At 62.4% G+C, this 20,086-nt stretch carries 20 protein-coding genes; 11 read left to right on the plus strand and 9 right to left on the minus strand.

The annotated features are described in order from the left end of the window. Positions 1–101 precede the first annotated feature (101 nt). From H4W26_RS05775 to H4W26_RS05795, 5 genes are all read right to left on the minus strand, one after another. Positions 102–1,010, minus strand: coding sequence for an OmpA/MotB family protein (locus H4W26_RS05775; protein ID WP_318779782.1), 909 nt, complete (start codon positions 1,008–1,010; stop codon positions 102–104). After that, positions 1,007–1,816 carry a motility protein A gene (locus tag H4W26_RS05780; RefSeq protein ID WP_192591153.1) on the minus strand — a complete coding sequence of 270 codons (810 nt, stop codon included), beginning with the start codon at positions 1,814–1,816 and terminating at the stop codon, positions 1,007–1,009. Before H4W26_RS05780 ends, H4W26_RS05775 begins: the two co-directional genes overlap by 4 nt. After that, entirely contained in the window at positions 1,816–2,064 is a 249-nt protein-coding gene (locus tag H4W26_RS05785; protein WP_192591154.1) for a flagellar FlbD family protein, read from the minus strand. Before H4W26_RS05785 ends, H4W26_RS05780 begins: the two co-directional genes overlap by 1 nt. A 184-nt stretch (positions 2,065–2,248) precedes the next feature. Further along, positions 2,249–3,739, minus strand: coding sequence for an SLC13 family permease (locus H4W26_RS05790; RefSeq protein WP_264080820.1), 1,491 nt, complete (start codon positions 3,737–3,739; stop codon positions 2,249–2,251). Between the two features lie 285 nt (positions 3,740–4,024). Beyond that, a complete protein-coding gene (locus H4W26_RS05795) occupies positions 4,025–4,954 on the minus strand; it encodes a LysR family transcriptional regulator (protein WP_318779844.1) in 930 nt (309 codons plus the stop codon). Between the two features lie 570 nt (positions 4,955–5,524). Here H4W26_RS05795 and H4W26_RS05800 point away from each other — a divergent pair. The 3 genes from H4W26_RS05800 (at position 5,525) to H4W26_RS05810 (ending at position 10,925) form a co-directional block, all read left to right on the plus strand. Then, complete coding sequence (locus H4W26_RS05800; protein WP_192591156.1) at positions 5,525–9,154, plus strand: RHS repeat-associated core domain-containing protein; 3,630 nt, start codon at positions 5,525–5,527, stop codon at positions 9,152–9,154. A gap of 373 nt (positions 9,155–9,527) precedes the next feature. Further along, positions 9,528–10,040, plus strand: coding sequence for a DUF805 domain-containing protein (locus H4W26_RS05805; protein ID WP_192591157.1), 513 nt, complete (start codon positions 9,528–9,530; stop codon positions 10,038–10,040). Between the two features lie 672 nt (positions 10,041–10,712). Then, a complete protein-coding gene (locus H4W26_RS05810; protein WP_192591158.1) occupies positions 10,713–10,925 on the plus strand; it encodes a hypothetical protein in 213 nt (70 codons plus the stop codon). A 649-nt stretch (positions 10,926–11,574) separates the two neighbouring features. On the opposite strand, the gene H4W26_RS14005 is transcribed toward H4W26_RS05810, so the two are convergent. The 4 genes from H4W26_RS14005 to H4W26_RS05830 all read right to left on the minus strand — a co-directional run bounded on the left by H4W26_RS14005 (position 11,575) and on the right by H4W26_RS05830 (position 13,424). Then, on the minus strand, positions 11,575–12,240 hold the full coding sequence (locus H4W26_RS14005; protein ID WP_225939608.1) for a DUF4383 domain-containing protein: 666 nt from the start codon (positions 12,238–12,240) through the stop codon (positions 11,575–11,577). Continuing rightward, positions 12,125–12,607 carry a CBS domain-containing protein gene (locus tag H4W26_RS05820; protein WP_192591160.1) on the minus strand — a complete coding sequence of 161 codons (483 nt, stop codon included), beginning with the start codon at positions 12,605–12,607 and terminating at the stop codon, positions 12,125–12,127. The genes H4W26_RS14005 and H4W26_RS05820 overlap by 116 nt, the downstream gene beginning before the upstream one ends. A gap of 140 nt (positions 12,608–12,747) precedes the next feature. Then, on the minus strand, positions 12,748–12,921 hold the full coding sequence (locus H4W26_RS05825; protein ID WP_192591161.1) for a hypothetical protein: 174 nt from the start codon (positions 12,919–12,921) through the stop codon (positions 12,748–12,750). Positions 12,922–13,001: 80 nt separating this feature from the next. Further along, positions 13,002–13,424: a hypothetical protein gene (locus H4W26_RS05830; protein WP_192591162.1), complete on the minus strand. Its 423-nt coding sequence runs from the start codon at positions 13,422–13,424 to the stop codon at positions 13,002–13,004. Positions 13,425–13,582: 158 nt separating this feature from the next. Here H4W26_RS05830 and H4W26_RS05835 point away from each other — a divergent pair, with 158 nt between their 5' ends. The 8 genes from H4W26_RS05835 to H4W26_RS05870 all read left to right on the plus strand — a co-directional run bounded on the left by H4W26_RS05835 (position 13,583) and on the right by H4W26_RS05870 (position 19,864). Continuing rightward, positions 13,583–14,185 carry a MarR family winged helix-turn-helix transcriptional regulator gene (locus tag H4W26_RS05835; protein ID WP_192591163.1) on the plus strand — a complete coding sequence of 201 codons (603 nt, stop codon included), beginning with the start codon at positions 13,583–13,585 and terminating at the stop codon, positions 14,183–14,185. Between the two features lie 240 nt (positions 14,186–14,425). Beyond that, the gene (locus H4W26_RS14120; RefSeq protein ID WP_225939871.1) at positions 14,426–14,878 is read left to right on the plus strand and encodes a CBS domain-containing protein; all 453 of its coding nucleotides are present in this window, start codon (positions 14,426–14,428) and stop codon (positions 14,876–14,878) included. A gap of 350 nt (positions 14,879–15,228) precedes the next feature. Next, complete coding sequence (locus H4W26_RS05845; protein ID WP_192591165.1) at positions 15,229–15,441, plus strand: hypothetical protein; 213 nt, start codon at positions 15,229–15,231, stop codon at positions 15,439–15,441. A gap of 266 nt (positions 15,442–15,707) precedes the next feature. After that, positions 15,708–16,154, plus strand: a complete 447-nt coding sequence (locus H4W26_RS05850) for a CBS domain-containing protein (RefSeq protein WP_192591166.1) — start codon at positions 15,708–15,710, stop codon at positions 16,152–16,154. Positions 16,155–16,282: 128 nt separating this feature from the next. Then, positions 16,283–16,723, plus strand: coding sequence for a DUF4383 domain-containing protein (locus H4W26_RS05855; protein ID WP_192591167.1), 441 nt, complete (start codon positions 16,283–16,285; stop codon positions 16,721–16,723). Positions 16,724–16,766: 43 nt separating this feature from the next. Continuing rightward, on the plus strand, positions 16,767–17,939 hold the full coding sequence (locus H4W26_RS05860) for an FUSC family protein (protein WP_225939609.1): 1,173 nt from the start codon (positions 16,767–16,769) through the stop codon (positions 17,937–17,939). Positions 17,940–18,244: 305 nt separating this feature from the next. Beyond that, positions 18,245–19,456, plus strand: coding sequence for an alcohol dehydrogenase catalytic domain-containing protein (locus H4W26_RS05865; RefSeq protein WP_192591168.1), 1,212 nt, complete (start codon positions 18,245–18,247; stop codon positions 19,454–19,456). 87 nt (positions 19,457–19,543) lie between these two features. Beyond that, the gene (locus H4W26_RS05870) at positions 19,544–19,864 is read left to right on the plus strand and encodes a hypothetical protein (RefSeq protein ID WP_192591169.1); all 321 of its coding nucleotides are present in this window, start codon (positions 19,544–19,546) and stop codon (positions 19,862–19,864) included. Positions 19,865–20,086 lie beyond the last annotated feature (222 nt).

The following is a 20,086-nucleotide window of genomic DNA, read 5'->3' on the forward strand; positions in this document are numbered from 1 at the left end:
CCCACTATCGGAGGCTCTGACCTGCCGGTTAGCGGATGAGTGAGACTATTTTTCACCCCAGCCTCCCGAGTCTCCTAAGCCTCCCGAGCCTCGCGAGTCTCCTAGGCCTCCTCCGCACCCTCAGCCAGGCCGGGAAGCAACTCGCGGATCTGTTCGGGCTCATCGGAGAGCACCGTGACATCCACCCGGCGGTTCAGCCACAGCCGGTCGTCCACCGGATGGGCATCGCCGTAACCCACGGAGATGATCTTGCTGGCGTCGACGCCGCCGACCTCGACCAGTTCGCGGAGCACTCCGGTGGCACGGCTGGCGGAGAGCTCCCAGTTGGTGGGATAGGGCTCCACCGGCCGGCGCACATCGGCATGACCCCCGACCTCGAAGAACCGTGGCGTGGGCGCGAGCACCGGCGCGATGGCATCGATGACCTCCTGGCCCTCTTCGTTGAGCGTGGAGCTGTTGGGGTCGAAGAAGGTCTCGGCGCCCACCAGGCGCACCGTCAGTCCGCGCTCGTCGAGCACGAATTCGGCGCTGCCCTCATGTCCAGCCTCGTCCAGCCGCTGCTCCAGCTCGCGCTGCAGCTCCCGGAGGTCCTCGATCTCCGCCTGGGCGAGGGCGACCCGGTCCTCGGTGGCGTCCTCGATGAGCCCCTGCTCGGCCTGGCTGAGCTCGGAGGAGGGGCCCTCCTGATCGACCAGAGCGGGGGGCACGACCACCCCGGAGGCGGTGTCCACGGTCTCGCTGGTCTCCGTGCCGAATCCGGTGGCCAGCGAGTCTCGCAGCTGTTCATACTTGTCCTGGTCCACGGTGGACATGGCGTAGAGCACGATGAACAGACACATCAGCACCGTGACCATGTCCATATAGGAGGCCATCCAGCGTTCCTCGCCGCCGCCGTGTCCCGAGCCACCTGAGGCGGAGGAGCCGCGTCCGCGACGTCGGGAACCGCGCGCTGTTCCACCCTGGCCGTGGGCAGTCGACGACCGTCGGATCGGCGATCCGTGGGAACTCACAGTGCCTCGTTGAGGTCCGCCGACGTCGGCGCGGTCGACGCCGCAGGCCCAGAACGCAGCTCGTGCGCGGGGACCATGGCGCGCAGACGTTCACCGAGCAGGATCGGCTGACTGCCGTCCTGGATCGCGAGCAGGCCCTCCATGGTCAGCTCCATGCGTTCCTGCTCCAGCTGCGCCAGGCGACCCAGTCGTGCGCCGATCGGAAGCCAGATGAAGTTCGCCGAGACCAGTCCCCAGAGCGTGGCGACGAACGCGGCGGCGATCATATGCCCGAGCTCATCAGGTTCGGACAGGTTCTCCAGCACGTGGGTCAGCGAGACCACGGTGCCGATGATGCCCACCGTGGGCGCGTAGCCACCCATGGAAGCGAAGAACCGCGAGGCCACCTGGGAGGCGGCGTCCTTGGTCGCGATATCGTCCTCGAGCTGCTGACGCAGCGAGTCGCCGTCCACGCCGTCGGCCAGGGACTGCAGGCCACGGGCGAGGAACGGGTCCTCCTCCAGCTGCGCCTCGGCCTCCAGAGCGAGCAGACCGTCGCTGCGCGCGATCTCAGCGAGCGAGACCAGCCGGTCGATGCGATCCTCGGCTGCGGCGACCCGGCCGGTGAAGGCCTTGGGCAGCGCCTTGACCGCCAGGAGCGCGTCTTTGAGCGTGCCACCGGCCACCGCGACGGCGATGGTGCCGAAGAAGACCAGAATCATCGGCGCCGGCAGCAAGATGGAGCTCACATGCGCGCCCTCGAGAAAGAGCATCGCGAACATGGCGCCGAAGGCAAGGAGCAGTCCGAGCAGAGTTGCGGGATCCATCAGACCATCCTGGGTGGGGGCTCAGCGGGCAGGTGGGATGATGCGGACGAAGCGCTGGTGGACGCGGCCGCGACCACACGAGCGCGGAAGCCGACGATCAGACCTATGACGTCATTCATCGGCTCACGCACCACATACCGGGCACCGTTGACCATCAGCAGCACCGTGTCCGGGTGCTCCTGGATGCGCTCGAGCAGATCGGGGTTCACCGCGAAGCGGGATCCGTTGAGCCGGGTCACGACGATCATCAGCACGTCCTTTCAGGACACACTGTCGGCGGACCGAAGGGTTTCGTTAGCCCCCACCAGGAGTGGTCATCAGCGCTTCTGCGACGACCGTGGAGCGACTCACTTCCAGGGCCTGGTCCGTCCTCACCCGATCATGGCCTCCTTGTGCCCACCCCACCAGGGCCACCTCTTCTCACCTCTGTGTTCAGAAGACCATGTCGAAGGCCAGCGGGCCGAGAAGCACTGTGAATATCGTGATCAGGATGACGCCCACCACGTTGAGCACAATGCCACCGCGGACCATCTCGGTGATCTTGACGTATCCAGTGGCGTAGACGATGGCATTGGGCGGGGTGCCGACTGGAAGCATGAACGCACAGGTCGCGGCGAGTGCCGCCGGAATGAGCAGCGTGATCGGGTCCACGCCGATGCCGACTGCGACGCCGCCGAGGATCGGGATGAAGGTCGCGGCTGTGGCAGTGTTGCTGGTGACCTCGGTCAGCAGCAACACGATCGCCACCACCACCGCCAGCAGCAACACGATGGGCAGGGCTCCAAGGCCGCTGACCTGTTCACCGAACCAAGCGTCGAGACCAGTGCTGGCAACGGCTGCAGCGAGTGAGAGGCCGCCGCCGAAGAGCAGCAGCACACCCCAGGGGAGGCCCTCTTCTGCGTCCTTCCACTGCAGGGTCATGTTGCCCCGCTTATCACCCGGGATGAGGAAGAGGAGCACACCGGCGCCGATGGCGATCACGGTGTCATCGAAAAGCTCCAGCCAGGGCAGCTGTTCACCGACGCCGTCGATGCCGGAGAGCACCCCGGGCACGATCCAGCAGAACGCGGCGAGGATGAAGACACCCAGGACCACCTTCTCGCCCTGACTCATCTTCCCGAGACCAGCGATCTCCTGGTCGATGAGCTTCTTGCCACCTGGGATCTCGTCGAGCTGGAAGCGGAACATAACTCGAGTGATCAGCAGCCAGGAGAGACCGATGAAGACGATCACGATCGGGACCCCGAGGATCATCCATTGGGCAAATCCGACCGTCTGATCAAGTTCATCGCTGATGTAGCCGGCCACGATGGCATTGGGCGGGGAACCCAGCAGGGTGCCGAGTCCGCCGATGGTCGCCGCCCAAGCGATTGACAGCACCAGTGCGACGCCGAAGATCCGCACCTCGCGATTCTCAATGACGTCGCTGATGGCCTTGCCCGAGCGGATGTCCTCGCTCATTGACTGAGTCTCAGCGCGGGTGCCCGTGTCGCGGCTGTTCTCCACCACGAGGGTCAGCACGCTGAGCCCGATCGGCAGCATCATGAGAGTGGTCGCGGTGTTGGAGACCCACATGGAGAGGAACGCGGTGGCGATCATCATGCCGAGAATGATCCGGCGTGGATGGGTTCCCACTCGTTGCAGAGTGAGCAGCGCAATGCGTCGATGAAGGTTCCACTTCTGCATGGCGATAGCGATCAGGAAGCCGCCCAGGAAGAGGAAAACGATCGGATTCGCGTAGGGGGCAGTCACCTCACCGATCTCGAGCGCGGTCAGCACCGGCAGCAGCACGATCGGCAGCAGCGACGTCACCGAGAGCGGCATGGCTTCGGTCATCCACCACACGGCCATAAGGACCACTACTCCAGCGACCAGGCGGGCATCCGCTGACATCTCCGCGGCACCCAGGAGTGCCCAGACCAAGACGGCGAGGATGACCCCAAGGCCGCGGAAGGCCCAGGTTTTCGCTGGTGGCCGCGCAGGTCCCGGCTCGCCCGACCGGTCAGGAGGTCCTTCGTGGGTTGTGCCTCGTGGCGCCTGCTCGTTCATGGTTTGGTCCTCTTGGGTCGTCGGGTCGAACGGCTCGTCGTTGATGCCGTAGGACGTTGTTCGGATGCACAACTGGTATTCAGCATGAGCTACATCACACAACATGAGCGGCCATAGTGTCCAAGACTAAGAAGTGGTCATGGTGATAGGCGATTCCTATCAGCCTTGATTTCGCGGAGTGGGCTTGGAGGACCAGTCACGGGCAAGAGAGAGGAATTCTCTGGCTGCAGGGCTCACCGGGCCAGGGCGGTGCGTGAGGTCAACGGCGAGAGATTCCGGCAGGTCTAGCGCTCTGACGGTCAGCCCTGAGGCTTCGGCCGCCGCACGGAAGCCATCAGCTACTACCGCAATCCCTGCCCCGGCGAGGACAAGAGGGAGGAGGGCTTCTCGACTTTCAATCTCGACGGCGATTCTGCTGCCGGGCGCTCCGGCAAGGACAAGATCGGCTGCGCGGCGGACCCCGGTTCCAGGTTGGCCCACTATCAGGCGTGCCCCGAAGAGCGCTTCCGGGGGCAGGAGCTCCCCTCCTGAAGGAAGTTCTTGCGGGTCTTTGGCGACGCAGAGGTAGTTCTGAACCTCGAGGGGCTGGATCGCGAGGTCCATCGGTGGAGCATCGCTCGTGGACCGCGCCATCAGTCCAAGCTCAGATCCACCTTCCCGAAGAGACGCGATGACATCCCCCCGGCTGGCGGCAGACTTGACGACGATCTGCACCCCGGGATGCTTCTTCAGAAAACGACCTACCAGCGGAGCCAGCGGACTGGCCGCCTGGGAGGGCGTCGAACTGATCACCAGTCGGCCACCCTGGAGCCCCTCGACCGCGTCAACCAGCGACCGTGCCAGATCTACACCATGCATGACCTCACGCAGGGCGGGGATGATGGCTTCACCGGCGGCAGTAAGGGTGAGGGTCCGCCCCGTCCGATTAAACAGGCTGGTTCCCAGGTCCTGCTCGAGGCTGCGCAGAGCTTGCGACACTGATGGCTGGGCGACTGCCAGTGAGTCTGCGGCCCGATGCACTCCCCCTTGGTCCACCACAGCGAGAAAGTACCGAAACTGGCGCAGGTTGATAGCGTCTCCGTCCTCGATGGGCTCGCTGGCGGTCCCAGGCGCGCTTCCTTGCGACCTAAATCTGAGGCCTTACTAGTCTTCTGATATTAGACCAGCCGATGTCACTGATTAGTCCAATAGAGCCAAGAGGACGTCTCCCAGGACGTCAGCGCGCACCCTGAACCCACACTTTTGCGCCTGGGCCCATGCCTTAGGCGACACAACGCTTGACCGCAATCGTCGAACAATGACGGCGTCCATCTCACCCGATCACGCGGACGACCTCACACACTCGCAAGCATCACAGCAGGTCAGCGCCTCTGCGCCGAGTGGGATACGACTGGACCCCACATGATTCGAGTCTTTGCACCCCTTGACTAAGGTTTTTTACTCAGGATAGTTTTATCTTGTAACCATCTTATATTAGAGTGCTACTCACGTGGCCTTAAGTGGATAGTTACTTTGGTATATACATGCTTTTATCTACATGACTATTGAATTGAGTCGCCCTTGAGTACTGCACGCCCGCCTACGCCGCCCTCGACCGCTTCTCCTTCATTGCCCCCCTCACCCCGTGGTGCGTCTCGTCCTTCAGTGGCGAAGCGGATCGTGGGGTTTTCTCTTTCCGCTGCTGTGCTGGCCACCTTCGGCGGACTCACCCCCGCGTTCGCCACGCAGGAGGCTTCCCCTGAACAGGAAGCACAAGACCAGCAGGTGCGCGAAGAGGTCGACCGCACTGCCCAGGAATATGAGGATCTTGAGATCTGGGAGGCCCCAGAGGAGGTCAATCGAGACTTTGAGCAGCAAGAGCCCGAGGGCGAGTGGGGTGAGCAGGAATCAGAGGAAGATATCGAACAGTTCCAGCGCCGTGAGGCTCAGGCCGAGGATGATGCGGTGGCGGCTGATGTGGAGGTCTCCGAGATGCTCGGAGTGCTGCCGTATTACTCGATGCACACCGTGGAGTTGTTCTCCAACACCACCGCCGGGGTGAACCTGGCCACCGGCAACCTGGTCATCGGAGCCACCCAGACGGAACTGTCTTCTGCTGGGGTACCGGCGATGTATACCGATCACTACAACTCCCGAGACACCACCTCAGGCTCCCTCGGCGGTACTTGGCGTTCAGGAATCGGCCAAGATACTGGGGTGCGGTTCACCGATGGGGACCTGAGGTTCCGGGACGGGTCCGGGTTCAACCAGTACTTCACCCCCGATGACGACGGGAACCGGGTGGCCCCGGATGGGCTCAATGTCACCCTCGAACGTACCGATGACAACGGGTTCCTCATTGACTACAACCGGACCGGTCAGCAGATGCATTTCAACTCCGGCGGGTATCTGTTGGAGTCCACTGACCGTAACGGGGTCGGGATGAGCTACTCCTACGAGAACCGTCGGGTCACCGAAGTCGAAGACCCCGCCGGGCGCGTCACCACGGTCGAATACGACGATGACGCCGACACCATCACCTATATCCTCCCTGACGAGCAGCGCCGGATCGTCTACACCCAGAATGACGACGACATGCTCGAATCAGCCGCCTATATCCGGGGCAGCGGGTCTGATGCTGAGACGCTGCAGAAGATCAACTACACCTACAACAGTGATGACCTGCTCACTGAGCTGCGCGCGGAGTTCAACCACACCGGCTCCGAGATCGGACTCGAGGTCGCCTACGACTCCGATGACCGGGTCTCGGAGATGACCTACCAGCGGTACTACGTCCTCGATGCCGAGGGCACTTTGGGTGCGGAAGAACGCACCGAGTCCTTCTCCTACGGCGACGGTGAAGCCGTGGTGACTGACCGGGCGGGCAATGAGTCCACCATTGAGCTCGATGACCAGGGCCGACAGATTTCGGCGACGGATCAGTTGGGGCGTGAGCGATCCCAGGAGTGGAACGCCAACAGCGACGCCACCTCCTCGACCAGTGGCGCCACCGGCGGCGGACCAGCCGGAGACCTCACCGAATACGAATACGACGAGGCCGGAAACCGCACCGGCATCTCTCTGCCCACTGGTGCTGCTGCCTCAGCCAGCTATCAGGTCGGTGATGCCTGCGATAACGGGGGCTCTGGCACCCCGTATCAGGTGAAATGCTCCGAAGACGCCGAAGGCAACGAAGCCACCTACGACTACGACTCCGCCGGGAACCTGGTGGGAGTCACCAACGAATCCGGCGGAGTTGAAGGGTTCTCCTATACCCGTGAGGACGCAGACCGCAGTGTGTGTAACGGGTTTGCCGGGTTCACCTGCACGGCGACCAACGCCAACGGTGAGACCACCAGCTTCACCTACTCCGATGACGGGGATCTCATCGAGATCGATCAGCCCTCACTCGGTGTCACCACGATCAGCTATGACTCGATCAGCCGACCCACCAGTGTGGTCGGCCCCGATGGGACTGAGAGCACCTATCAGTACTACGTGGGGCAGAACTTCGGACCCGTGACCCTCTCCGATGGAGATGAGACGGTGGTACTCGATACGGTTCATGATCGTCTCGAGCAGGCCGCCCCGTTTGTCTGGGAAGACAGCGGCTGGGGAGACTTCTACCTCACCAAACGCACCGGTGGCGCCGAGATCTATGGCGACCCGCTCACTGAGGCCTTCACGGAGAAGACTGGGGCCGAGGATGAGAACAACTTCACCCGCAACCATGGGGTCGATGATCGGGGTCTGCCTGTGCGGTCCACTACCTCGTTTGCTGACACCAGCGCGATCAGCGGTGTGGAGCGGTCCTCGTTCGATGCGGCCGCGCAGATGCAGTATCTGACTTTGCCCGGTGCAGCCTCGGATGAGTCCTGCTCAGCCGATTCTCCGGCCTCTGCTGGTGGAGATTGTGTGGCGTTTAGCTATGACTCCAAGGGCAACCCCACCGAGAAGGTATTCCCTGGTGGAGCGATCCAGGAGATCGAGTACGACGCCTCCTCCCGGCCGACACGGATCACGGTCACCGATGCCTCTGATGAGGTGGTCTTCGATGTGGGGTACACCTATGCCGACGCTGATGGCACCGATCGGGGTCTGATTCAGTCCAAGACCTCCTACGTCGAAGAAGGCGTCCCCACGGAGGCTGTGACCACTTACACCTACGACGCGCAGAACCGGCTCACCGCCGCAGAAGAAGTCGACGCTGACGGTGAGTCCAATGCGTCGTGGGAGTACGCCTACGACGGGGCGGGCAACCGCACCGAAGCTTCCTCGACCGGGGACACCGGACGAGACAGCGAAGATATCAGCTACACCTATGATGCGGATAACCAGCTGGCCACCATTGATGGGGACGACGTCTCCCATGACGAGGCTGGCAATGTGACCTCCAACCCCAACACCGGGCTGGAAGCGACCTATGGGGCGCGCCAGGATGCCCAGTCCTTCACCCTCGATGGAGAGACCACGGAGGTGGAGATCTTCGGTGAATCGAACAACAACCGCAAGGTCTACGGGGACCAGATGGAGTACCGCTCCGACCTAGGACTGCACCGCACCGCGGACGCTGATGATCCAGAAGCTGGGGTGACGTACTCTCGGGACCCACGCGGTGGCGGGTTGATCGCTGCGACAGAAACGGACGCTGACACTGGTGTTAAGGAGGGTGAACGCACCTTCTACGTCACCGACCACCTCGGAAGCGTGGTCGTCCTCCTCGATGAAGACGGCGAGAAGACCGGCGGGTACTCCTACGACCCCTATGGTCAGGAACGAGTAACCACGGAGGGCGCGGCGGAGGAGAACATCTTCCGCTACGCCGGGGCTCAGTATGACCTCGAAACTGAGCTGTACAAGATGGGGCACCGCTACTACGACCCGACCACGGGCCGGTTCACCCAGCCTGACCCCTCGGGCGCAGAGAGCAGCCAGTATCTCTACGCAGCGGGAAACCCAATCAACTACGCGGACCCACTGGGACTCGAAGCCTATATGGAAGCCGGTATCGAGGCCTGTTTCGGGGTATGCCTGAGCCTTGCATACCAAGAAAGTTCCAGCGGTGACAGTAGTCTCTACGTCGGGGGAAGCGTTGGCCCCGAGACTGGCGTCACTGGTCGCGCCGGCGCAGGTAATGGGTACTCCGAGGGTGGCACGGTAAGCGCTGGATGCGCCGCTGTCGCAGGCGTCGGACCTTACGCCCAAGGGACTTACAGCGCTGATACCGGAGCCGGCGGTTCCTTTGGCGGTCAGGCGGGAGGAAGCGTTGGGTGTAGCGCTGGCGGCGGCTACGCCTTCTCGTTAAACTAAACCATGACTGAGGGTATTTTCATGACAATAATAGGAATACTACTAATTTGCGTATCAGTAATATTTATAGTATTCAACAGGCCAATATATAATTTGATGACTAGACAAATGAAATCCTGGTATAATTTTGAAACCCGAGGACACAAGCGTATAAACGTCATACTATTTGGTATTGGCGCTGCTGGGTTTGGGATTGCATTTATAGTTTTCGGTATAAATAGATAATTTTTTTTAAATTTGGGATGCCCTGCCTTCGCGTGAGCGCTGGTGGGGCACCCCTCCTATCTACCAACCCCATAGAGGTGCGCTGAACCTCGTGAAGCCATGCCGCTTCCAACCGACGTGCACCCCTCGACTCACTTTAGGAGCACAGATGAGCACCACGCCTAACGAAGCCGACTCCCCGAAATCGAGACCAGTGGGACCACAAGCTTCGATCGGCTCGTTCTTCAAGAATTATGCACAGTTCAAGGGGTACTCCACCCGGGGCGAGTTCTGGTGGCCTTGGCTCATACTCTTCCTCACCCACCTCGCGTTAGGAGTCGTCACCGCTGTCATTGTGGGAACAGCGTTCCCAGACGACGTGGTGACTGAATCCTCTAATCCAGCCGGGAGCGCACAGTTCTCCTACCAGATCTGGTTCGAAGGCACCGCAGGAACCATCGTCACCATCGCTGCAATCCTGCACTTCCTCATCTGGGCCGCCACCATCTCGCCCTTACTCGCGGTGACCTGGCGCAGGTTCCACGACACCGGACTCCCCGGACCGATCTTCTTCCTCTGGTTCATCCCAGTCATCGGCTGGATCATCGTCTTGATCCTGCTCGCCCGAGGATCGAAGCCAGAAAAGCGTCGCCCCGAGTGGGACGCACCAGCGGCCATCTAAAGACCCCCCCCCCCCCCCACACACACGGGCTCCTTGGGGTTCTGGTTTCCGGCGCGGAATGAGAACCCCAAGGGAGTTCAGAACCCAAGAGATCCGCTAAGGAAACGATGGGACATGTACCTACCGGCACTGTTGGCCGCCCCACTCCCGATCATCATCGGGTGCCTCCTCATCATGTACAAACGCCCCGTCCGTAGGGCAATGGTGTCTATCAATGAAAAGATCTACGGCACTCGTGGAACGTCCCTCGGACGACGAACCACACCGAGCACTGTCGCCATCACTGGCGTGGCCTTCATAGTCTTCGGCGACGTCCTAGCCGTCTACGGTGTGATCGGTCGATGAGACACCTCCACACACCACGACTCCGGCCCACCCCGGGACCCGCTGTGCCAAAGGAACCAGAGAGCTTCACCAGATGTAGACATTGATCATCGGCATGGTTTGCGTCGGAGCAGGAATCGGCATCCTCGCAGCGCACCGCAGAGCCAGCGACGCCACCCAACTACACCCCCGCTTCGCGGACACTGATCCGATCTATTTCCGGATCTACGCCATCTTCTTCGGTATAGCGATGATCGCAGCCGGACTCACAATCATCTTCGTCCTAGAACACTAGGGAAGGGTGTGCCACCCGATTAGGGGCTATGACGACAGATAGCGTTGGAACTTATGGTCAATATCCTGGACGGTCTATTCTTCCTGATCACGGGCATCGTACTCGTTGTCTTTCATAAACCGGTGGGAGCTTTCATCTTTCGCACGAACAAGAAGCTCGACCCCAGGGCAGGACGAATGATGGAGAACACCACCTCCCCCCAGGCTGTGATCCTTCCCGGTGTAGCGTTCATCGTTTTCGGGATCTTCTTGATGGCCCACGACTAACCCTTCCGGGGTCTCGTCAACAGCACCGCGCCCACGGGCGAACCTCTCTTGGTGGCACACATACGAGCCTTGGCACAGTCTTACAACCCTTAGGTTGCAAGGCAGCGGACGAGACACCTCTCCCCCGCTCAAGACCCCCAGGATCCCGCAGAGGACGATTCCCCCCAGCGCTTCGCAACAGTGTCTCGATATCTTTGTGCACTCTTCGTCCGTTGCGAGACACCTGCACGAAGCAGCGATACAGAACGTTCGACTGGGGGTGCTTTGACGGACACTAAGGAGAATGCCGCTACGAGCCCGGCCCTGAGATCGCATACTTGCACCAGGAACGCGCAAACCCCGCGGCCGGAGTGTGAGGGAACACTGTTTCCGGACGCGGGGTCTACTGAATCACTCGCACCTTCAAGAGGTAGTTACGACACTAGAGAGCTTTCGTGGACAGGCAGTGGTCGTGGCCCGGGAGCTCCCTGGAGCTAGGGGAACGGTGCTAGCTGCGAGAAGGAAGCGAACGATTGAGGATCCCCCAGCGAGCGTTTATCCGGGCGCGACATACGCGCCCCTGAAGACACCGACAGTCTCGATCGACTCGAACGATGCCTGAAAGACTCCCCAATCGCCTACCTGCAGTTGCAGGACACGTCGGCCGATTTCATTCCCCGGAGATCTCCTCCAACGACTTAGGCGACTTTCGGGGCCGCCTGCTGCGCAACCCGAACCCGATAGCAGTCACAATGAACGCGCCCCCGAGGTGCCACCAGCCCGGGTACGTCCATCCACGCAGCGCTGCTGTCACCGGGTCTTCGAAGATGAACCGCATCAAGGCCCACACCAACAGCACCACCCCGGAGAAGAGCACGTATCTCCGTGCTGCTTCCCCGCCACGGAAGAGGACCAGCACCAGCCCCGCTGCCCCCAGGACCATGTGCGCCAAGTGAGCCCACATCCCGGTAGGCAAGACCCCTGAACGGGACCCCAAAGCCCCTGCCGCGTTGATCCCCGACCCTTCAGGGGCACCGCCGAGGCCCCACACGAGTCCGACGATCCCCAGAGCCAACAACCCCGCAGCGACGACCATCGCGGTGAGTCGGGCGAACTTTTCACGCTTCCGAGTCCCACGACGAGTCGAACCCGTTGCCTGGTGCTCTCGTCGGGCAGGTGAACCGTCGGCTGGTCTCTTCAGCACGGGCGCGGTGTCTGGGTCATGCCGCCTCGAGATCCACTCGGCTGACCGATCGGCTCGATAGAGACGGGCGGTCCAGGGTGAGAGACGGGTCGGTTCCCGTCTCGGGGAGCTCGGCGATCGTGGTGGGAGCATCAGCCGCGGCGATCGCGCGGCTGGTCAGCATCCCCTGCAGCACGCCTTCCTCCACCACTGGCAGGTATTCGATCTGGTGGGTGGCCATCAGGCTCAAGGCCTCGTCGACCGTGTGGTCCGTCGAGACCACCGGGGTCGTGGTGGTCATCAGATGCTGAGCCCTCAGCGAGTAAGCGAGGTCTCCCATGGAACCGAGCGCATGCTTCAGCCCAGCGTGGGTGAGGACTCCGAGGAAGTACCCGTGGGGGTCACACAGCGGCAACGCCTCTGTGGATGTCCGAGCCAGTTCGTGGGCCGCCTCTGTCAGTGGGGAGTCCATGCGCAGACGCATCGGGGTGGAGTCCATGAGCTCGTCAATCGTGTGCATCGCAGGCTTTCTCTCGGTCAATTGATTCTCAGTAGTCGCACACAGCGGCTGCGCGGGACCTCGGCCAGTGGCGCAGCCCTCGCGCCGCCAGGAGCTCGTACCTGGTGGGATCGCAGTGACGCCCGTCGCACCGCAGAGATTTATGGGGCGTGTGCTCCTGCGGGAACAGCTGAAAACTCCGGTGTTCCCTCGGCCTGCTGGGCTGCCGTGGTGGGGGTCAGGGTGGTGAAAGCTTTGGTGCTCAGAAAAATCGTCACGATCATCAGAGCGGCCAATCCGAAGCCGTTGAGCGTGTGAAGCAGTGCCATATCCATGGGGGAAGTCCTTCGAAATCGTTCAGAACAGATCAGAGCGGCAGCACACCACGTGCGATGCGGCTGCAGGGGTGTGGGAGTCAGCGCACCGCTGACGTTGAAGGGGCGAAGCCGAACTGCAGATCTCGGGAAGCGAAAGATTCTCCGAGCATCCGTTCCACATTCGGGATGACCCCGTGAGTGATGAGTTCCATCACCGCTGAGGGGTCGATATCAGCGACCAGGGTGCAGGTGAGGTGGAAGACCAGCTCCTGCGATTCCCCGGAGATCTCCACGATGGCGGTTTCTACGTCCTTATGCGCCATCAGCCCGGCTGAGGCGGCCTTGGCCATCTGGTCATACCGCTGAGGCATCAACTCCGACTCGCCATGCGCCCGGTCTGTGAGCGTTTCACTCGATGATGGGGCGGGATTCCCGTGGCTCACGACCTCGATGTCGTGAAGCTCTTCTCCCGATGCGTTCGTGATGGTCGTCTTTGGCTGATCTGTCGTCGTCTCGTCCATATTTTCTCCTGCGATACCCGTGCCGCAGGTCGCTCTGATGAGGAGCGACCCTCTAACTGTTGGGAAATGCCACCCTCATCACCCAACAGTTAGAACATATAACGGTTAGACGGTGTAACGCAATCGGGTACAATTTCTTGGGACAAGGGGGCTATTCCATGGACCAGAGAGAATCAAGCGTCACGACGCCGACACGAGTGGTAACACCGGCGACGACGAAGCGTGATGCCGCGAGCCTCGGTTCCGGGGTGGAGCCGACCGCCGCGCAGGGTGAGCCAGGATTCGCTGGCGGGTATTGGTATGCCCGTAATGACGAGTCCTTTTCCTCGATCGACCTGCTGAATCTGCTGCGTCAGTATCGCGACGCCGAGAAGCAGATGCGCGCCAGGACCCGGGAATCGATGCGGATGGGAGAGACCGACCTGGTCGCCCTGCGGTTCTTGGTCAGAGAACGCTCGGCCGGACGAACACCGCGTCAACGCGATCTCGCCGAGGCGTTGGAGCTAACGCCCGCCTCGACCAGCGTGTTGATCGACCGGCTCTCCAAGGACGGGTACATCCGAAGGATCCCCCACCCGGAGGACCGTCGGTCCGTCGCGTTGGAGATCCTCGGTGAGACCGACCGGGAGGTCAAGGCCACGCTGAGCGGTATGCATGCGCGAATGATCGCGGAGACCGAGGCACTGTCAGACCAGGACCGTGCCGGCGCGGCACGGTTCCTCCACGGCCTCATCCGAGCTGTCGGCGATAAGGACAGCTGAACCTCCCCCTCCAACTGCCCAGAAATGCGGGGATCGTTTCCCCGCGACCCCTGGTCGAAAAGACGCTCAGGTAGAGTGTCCCCATAGCTCAAGCAGCGGGCTCTTGACTCAACGTTCAAGGGTGCGCGCCATGCAGCATGGTCTCTTTCCTCGCCTCACCGGCGGCCTAGCCCCCCGAGTGGGCCTTTGTCTCGACCTTCAGTGCCGCGGGAGTCTCCTGTGAGCGTGGTCGCGGATTCGATGTCTCCCCCTCCGCAGTGCGTCTGGATGACCCAATCCCTGACCGAGGCGGTGAGCATCCTGGATGCTCGCGCCCCGGTGGCGGTTGTCGTCGATTCACGGGCCCGCCCGATCGGTCTCCTCACGAAGGCGGCCATTTCCCGCGAGGCTGCAAGGAACCCGGCCCGGTGGGGCAGGCTTAGGTGCCTCGATCTGGTGGACCCCTGGACGCTGACTCTGCGGCCAGAGGACCCCCTCGAGGAAGTGTGGTTCCATGACCGGCGCCGCGGTCCCCGGCCGTTGCCGGTCTTCGACGACCACCACATCGTGGGTCTCCTCTACCCGGAAAGCGTGCTCGTCTCGACACCGACTTCGGACCGACCCAGTGTCCAGGCCTGTGAAGCCGTTGCTCATCGAGCAGGGTCTGAGGGGATTTCTCCGGGGTTGAATCCCCCAGGTAGGCTGGCGTCGTAGCTCAAGCAATGGGCTCTTGACTCAACGTTCAAGGGTGGCCTTTTGCAGCACTTTTCTCTTTTCCGCGCTTCTGGCGCGCACTGGCGTCCACGGTCCACCACGGCTCCGGCGTCGAGATTCCACTGGGGCACCGTGTGACCCGCGTGTATGAACTCATGGCCTCCCTACCGCGAAGCGTCTGGGTGACCCAGTCTCTGAGCGAGGCGGTCAGTTTCTTCGATCATCAGACACCGGCCGTTGTGGTGGTAGATCTGCGTCATCAGCCGGTCGGCCTGATCACGAAAGCCGCAGTTTCCCGCGAGGCGGCACAGCACCCTGGCCGGTGGAGCCGAACCCGGTGTGCCCACCTCATGGAGCCCCTCACCCACCGGCTGAGCCCCGATGACTCTATCGACGGGGTCTTCGCCTGCTACCGCGACGGTGGCCCCCGCCCCTTGCTGGTTTTCAACGGAGACCACCTCACCGGGATCCTCTACCCGGAATACGTCTTGGCCTCGACCACCACCGAGCAGAGACCACCGATCGACACGACACCGCTGAATCGTCAGACCGCTGAACCGTGAGCCCGCCGATTTTGATCTCGCGGACCCGTGAGTCGCGTCTTCAGCCGGGACTGCCCATCTCACGCGCTATGCAGACCGTCAGTGCGAGTCGCAGGCGGGTTCCATCCCACAGCCGGGCCGGGGTCTTCTCGCCCGGGCATATCTCGTCTCACCCTTGTTATCCCACTCTTGCCGCTGGATCAGGACCAGCCGCCCCCGTAACTCTTCGACCACTGGACTCAGCCCGGTGGTCTAGAACATGAACGTCGCGAAGGAGAAACCCGCTCATGGCCACTGTCGCTCACCTCATGACCCCCGACGTGCCACACCTCAGTGGACACTGCACCCTAGAAGACGCCACCCGCACCATGGACCAGGCCCGTCTGGACGCGTTGCCGTTGTGTGAGGCAGACGGCACGCTGCTCGGGGTGGTGGCCCGTCACAACATCTCTCGGGCCTTCCGTTCACTCGGAGAACTTTCACACTCCCTGAGAGCCCAGCACCTGATGGACCCGGAAGCACCCAGCATCAACCTTCACGACGCGGTGGAGAAGGCCATGGCCCAGATGGCCATCCATCAGACCCGGTACCTCCCGGTCCTGGACGGATCTCGGGTCTGCGGCATGCTCACCAGCGCCCAGATCGGCCACGAACGTCCGGCGGTGAATGTTGAAGAGCTCGTCGACCACGTCAAACTCCCCGCCGAGGATGCTCCGTCGTCTCGGGCCCAGTGAACTCCGAGTCGGCTTCCCGCCCGGGGCGCAACGAAGAAGACGCGTCAACCGCGCAGAAGCGGCCCGGTAGCTCCCACCGTGTGAGGCTGTCCCGGCGGGGACGCCGGAAACGTGAATCAGTCGCCCGGGTGACGGCACTGGTCGTCGCCGTGGGGCTACTGGGACTGGGGGTCGCGGGATTCGTCCCTGGGGTGGCTGACACCGATGAGACCCTCACCTGGGGTGAGGAGAGCTCCCTGGTGGTCCTGGTCGGGGTGTTTCCGGAGTCCGGCTGGGGCAACGTGGTCCACGTCGTGATGGGCCTGGTGGGGGTGGCCCTGAGTCTGACCCGTCAGGCGGAAGCGGCCCGGCGTTACGTGCTCGTCGCCGGAGTGCTGCTTCTGATCTGGGCGCTGATGCGTTTCATCTTCGCAGCCCCAGTGGCCGTAGCACCTGAGGGGCTGACCTTCGGCGGGTGGCTGCATTTGGGGGTAGGAGCCGGCCTGACCCTCACCGGGTTCCTGCTGCGCATCTACCGCACACGAGACGCACCTCAAGACGACCGGCCCGCCGAACACCACGCACCGTAGAGCCGCCACAGACCACGTGAAAAACACTCAAGGAAGGTCAGGATTGACTCACCAGCACCACCGCCCCGGCAGCAGCACCGGGGCTAACCATCATGCGCAGAGTCGCTGGGGCACGCTGCGCAGGACGCTGCGGCGTCCGGAGCTCACCACCGATGTCCTGCAGATCATCAAAACCGTAATCGCAGGCACCGGGGCCTGGTGGGTCTCCACGGCCGTACTGGACTCCGAGCTGGCCTTCTTAGCCCCGTGGACGGCGCTGCTGACCGTGCACGCCACCGTGCACCGCTCGTTATCTCACGGGATTCAGACCACCATCGCCTCAGGGATCGGGGTGGGTGTTTCTTTCTTGATCGGATACTTCCTCGAGGTGAACCTGTGGACGTTCGCCTTGGCTCTGCTGGTCGGGATCACCGCAGCTCGAATCTCGTGGATCCGCGACGAAGGGGTCGCGATCGCGACCACCGCGATCTTCGTGTTCGGCAGCGGGTTCGATGAGCAAGCACCCCTGTTAGATGACCGCATCCTTGAAGTGGTCATAGGAGTCGCAGCAGGAGTGGCAGTGAACCTGCTCATCTTCCCGCCGTTGCGCGACCAACAAGCCGGCCGGTACGTCGACAGCATCAACGAACGCATGGGAGCCGTTCTGGGCAGCATCTCGGAAGAATTCTCTGACAACTGGGACACCGACAAGGCAGAGCCCTGGTTCCAGGAGACCGAGTCGATGACCCAGGAGCTCAACTCTGCCTGGACCGTGGTGAGATTCGCTCGAGAATCCCGACGAGCCAACCCACGCGCGCGGCAGGGACGCCAGTCCCTCGAGACCAGCAACTGGAACGCCCAGGAAGCCAGCTACGAAGAGATCCTCGAACGCGTCGACGAAGGCGTCTCACATCTGCGCCACCTCGCCCGCACCCTGCGCGAGGCCACCTATACAGAGGGCGACTGGGATCAGGACTTCCGCAACCGATGGGCGAAGATCGTCGGTGACGCCGGCCGCAGAATCGCGAATCCCGATGCAGAAGTCGCCCCGCTGCATGATGACCTCACCTCGCTCTCAAAGCAGATGTCTCAGGACAACGCGCTCCCAGGAGAGACGTGGCCCATCTATGGGTCATTGATCTCGAGCATGCGACATATTGTGATCGTCGTCGACGATGTGGCCTCCGCGCGCCAAGCCCGGCAAGGAACCTCCGAGAACCCCGAGGTTTCAGGATGAGACCAGCTCTCCGGGGCGACGAAGCCAACGCTTAGTCCTAGATCACTGAGCGGGCACGCGGATACCCACGGCGCGCTGGAGGTGAAGAAGTCGAGTTGCTCCTCACGTGTGTTGGGTTAAGGCCTTCCTCGAACGGGATGACCGCTGGTTTTGGACGCTTAACGGGACCCAAAACATTCCTTTACCCCGACCAGGCCAGCGGGTAGCTTGGAATCAGCTCAAGCCACGGGCTCCTCACACAGTGTTACCTCACATCCTGCTCTCTACGCGGGAACCTCACTGCACACCTGAGAAGGAGCTCACCCATGAAGGCACTTGTATGGCACGGCGAAGGCGACATTCGCCTCGACAACGTGGCCGATCCCTCGATCCAAGACCCGAACGACGCGATCGTGCGCATCACGCGCAGCGCCATCTGTGGGACTGATCTGCACTTCATCCGCGGAACCATGGCGGGCATGCGCGAGGGCACCATCCTGGGCCACGAGGCCGTCGGAGTCGTCGAAGAGGTCGGGGCCGCCGTGCGCGGGCTGACCCCCGGCGACCGCGTCATCGTCTGCTCCACCATGTCCTGCGGGGTGTGCCGCTACTGCCGGATGGGTCAGACCGCTCAGTGTGATGTCGCCAACCCCAACGGGCCCCAGGCCGGCACCTGCTTCTTCGGCGGTCCCGCGCCCACCGGTTCCGTCGATGGCCTGCAAGCCGAGTATGCCCGCATCCCTTGGGCCAGCAACACGCTGATCCCGCTGCCGGACAAGGTCTCCGACGACGAAGCAATCCTGCTCTCGGACATCTTCCCCACAGCCTGGTTCGGCGCCCAGCTGGCAGGAATCACCCGCGGGGACACCGTGGCCGTCTACGGGGCGGGAATAGTGGGTCAGCTCGCGATCGCCTCGGCCTACCGCCAGGGCGCGGGACGAGTCTGGGCCATCGACGGCGTCGAGACTCGCCTGGTCAAGGCCGCGGAGCAGAAGGCCGAGGTCATCGACTTCAACCGAGAGGACCCCGTGGAGGCGCTCATGGACGCCACCATGGGTGTCGGGGTCGACGCGGTGATCGAAGCGGTAGGCGTGGACGCCCAACGGCCCAGCAGCGGCCCTGCCGCGGAGAAGTACTCCGCTCAGGCAGAGAAGTTCGACGCCGAGGTGGCCCAGACCGCCCCTGTGACGAATGTCCAGAGCGAGAACTGGGTCCCTGGGGATGCGCCGTCACTCTCTGCGCAGTGGGCGGTGGAGTCGGTGGCGAAGTATGGCCGGATCGGCATCATCGGGGTGTTCTCGCCCGATCTGACCTCGTTCCCGATCGGGCAGGCCACGAATAAGAACCTCACGCTGCGCGGCGGCAACTGTGACCACCGGTCGGTAACGCCTCCGCTGTTGGACCTGGTGGCCAGCGGCGTGTTCGACACGACGCCGTTCATCACTCAGCAGGAGCCGCTGGACGACATCGTGGAGGCATACCTGAACTTTGATCGGCGAGACGAGGGCTGGCTCAAGACCGTGCTGACCCCACGGTGACCGCGCGAAACATCCAACCGGCCTCGCGCGCGATCGGGCACACCTCAACCTCCTGAGTCAGAAGACGAGGCTGTGGAAGGAGACACCATGAGCAGGGTAGAAATTCATCAGCACGGGCAGACCATCAATTTGGAAGCCACCGATCCCATGGTCGAAGCGCTATCGGTGACCATGCAACTGGGCTTGAGCAAGCACAACGGGATCGTCATAGACGGGTTAGTGGACAACGCGCCCAATTCTCGAGAGAACGAGTCCATGTCGTTGTGGGTCAGCTCCACCGCTCACGTGAAGTTCATCTTCCAACCGCGGACCGACCCTGAAGAGACCAAACGGCACGTGGATGTCATGACTGCTTCGCTGGAGCGCGGGGGACGTATCCACTTCAGCTCTTCAGGACCGAGACGGTAGAGAGCCCCTCCGTCCAAGTGTGCCCCTTCCCAAGGGGCGCACTCGGATGGATCAAGCGCGCCTGGACCACACTCAGACCCCATCTCCACGTGGAGACTTAAGTCTCCACGTGGTTTTGTCAGGGGTAGAACACGTGCCTCCAGCCCTGCCGCTGTGGACTTTCGTCTCCCAGTGGCTTTGGCTCATAAGTTCAGCCCTCGCCAGTGGGCAGAAAGGTAGTGA

The sequence above is a fragment of the Nesterenkonia halotolerans genome, assembly GCF_014874065.1.
Taxonomy (GTDB): domain Bacteria; phylum Actinomycetota; class Actinomycetes; order Actinomycetales; family Micrococcaceae; genus Nesterenkonia; species Nesterenkonia halotolerans.

Bases quoted from the DNA above. Each gene is read 5' to 3' on its own strand.
- H4W26_RS05870 (WP_192591169.1), top strand. From the start codon at position 19,544: ATGAGCAGGGTAGAAATTCATCAGCACGGGCAGACCATCAATTTGGAA.
- H4W26_RS14120 (WP_225939871.1), top strand. From the start codon at position 14,426: ATGTCTCCCCCTCCGCAGTGCGTCTGGATGACCCAATCCCTGACCGAG.
- H4W26_RS05785 (WP_192591154.1), bottom strand. From the start codon at position 2,064: ATGATCGTCGTGACCCGGCTCAACGGATCCCGCTTCGCGGTGAACCCC.
- H4W26_RS05835 (WP_192591163.1), top strand. From the start codon at position 13,583: ATGGACCAGAGAGAATCAAGCGTCACGACGCCGACACGAGTGGTAACA.
- H4W26_RS05820 (WP_192591160.1), bottom strand. From the start codon at position 12,607: ATGCACACGATTGACGAGCTCATGGACTCCACCCCGATGCGTCTGCGC.
- H4W26_RS05780 (WP_192591153.1), bottom strand. From the start codon at position 1,816: ATGGATCCCGCAACTCTGCTCGGACTGCTCCTTGCCTTCGGCGCCATG.
- H4W26_RS05850 (WP_192591166.1), top strand. From the start codon at position 15,708: ATGGCCACTGTCGCTCACCTCATGACCCCCGACGTGCCACACCTCAGT.
- H4W26_RS05825 (WP_192591161.1), bottom strand. From the start codon at position 12,921: ATGGATATGGCACTGCTTCACACGCTCAACGGCTTCGGATTGGCCGCT.
- H4W26_RS05845 (WP_192591165.1), top strand. From the start codon at position 15,229: ATGGAGCCCCTCACCCACCGGCTGAGCCCCGATGACTCTATCGACGGG.
- H4W26_RS05830 (WP_192591162.1), bottom strand. From the start codon at position 13,424: ATGGACGAGACGACGACAGATCAGCCAAAGACGACCATCACGAACGCA.
- H4W26_RS05805 (WP_192591157.1), top strand. From the start codon at position 9,528: ATGAGCACCACGCCTAACGAAGCCGACTCCCCGAAATCGAGACCAGTG.
- H4W26_RS05810 (WP_192591158.1), top strand. From the start codon at position 10,713: ATGGTCAATATCCTGGACGGTCTATTCTTCCTGATCACGGGCATCGTA.
- H4W26_RS05865 (WP_192591168.1), top strand. From the start codon at position 18,245: ATGAAGGCACTTGTATGGCACGGCGAAGGCGACATTCGCCTCGACAAC.
- H4W26_RS14005 (WP_225939608.1), bottom strand. From the start codon at position 12,240: ATGCTCCCACCACGATCGCCGAGCTCCCCGAGACGGGAACCGACCCGT.